1 protein-coding gene and 1 pseudogene are annotated in these 705 nt (G+C 69.5%); both read right to left on the reverse strand.

Annotation, left to right across the window (positions count from 1 at the left end):
* Positions 1-100 (reverse strand): annotated as a pseudogene (locus OP79_RS55045) (DNA-directed RNA polymerase subunit alpha); the annotation flags it as partial.
* 397 nt (positions 101-497) lie between these two features.
* The coding region (locus OP79_RS56705; protein ID WP_211271026.1) for a hypothetical protein at positions 498-705 on the reverse strand (208 nt) is incomplete at its 5' end.

Here is a 705-nt window from a genome sequence, read left to right on the forward strand (position 1 = left end):
GGGTGTAGCCGAAGCCCGGCTCCAGCGGCTCGATCACGAACCGGGAGCGGAACTCGTCGACGACCTCTTCGGTCAGGGACGGACGCTGAGCAATCAGCACGAGGTATTGCCTCCAGTGGTTTGGCGCCCGCTGTGTGACGCCGTAGACACCATGAAGGGTACGGGCGATACGGTCTCCGCAGGCCGAACCGCCCGTCTCCCCAACTCGGCGAGGCGGCTTCGGGCCTCCCTTCCGCCCGCAGCTCCCACGGCCTTTTCTGCCCCGAGGTGTCAGAGACCGCCTGACGGGCGCTCGGAAGCGCCACCGCGTACTCACCGTGGCCACCCGCAGAAACCCGGTGACAGCCGGACAGCGCCGGACTCTCCCCGCGATCACCGGGGGAGGGTCCGGCGCTTTTCTGCGTGTGGGTGAACCCGCCCTGAACAGCACAAACGCCCTCCCGACGGAGAGTGGAGGGCCGTGGGCGGGGTGCGGACCGGACTCAGTGGGCGGACCATCAGGCTCGCGGCGGGTGGCGGCCGCCGCCGGTCGTGACCTCGGCGGTCTTCCCTCGCGCCCTGGAGCGGGCAGTGCTGACGCCAGGCTGGATGACGACTGGCAGGGTCGCTATCGGGATCGTCGGCAGTACTCCGGGCTTCAGCCCGGAGGTGTAGCCGACTTTCCCGCGTAGCGGGGCAAGGAAAGGCGAATCGCCGTCAGGGCGA

This window comes from Streptomyces yerevanensis (assembly GCF_000716805.1).
GTDB lineage: Bacteria > Actinomycetota > Actinomycetes > Streptomycetales > Streptomycetaceae > Streptomyces > Streptomyces flaveus.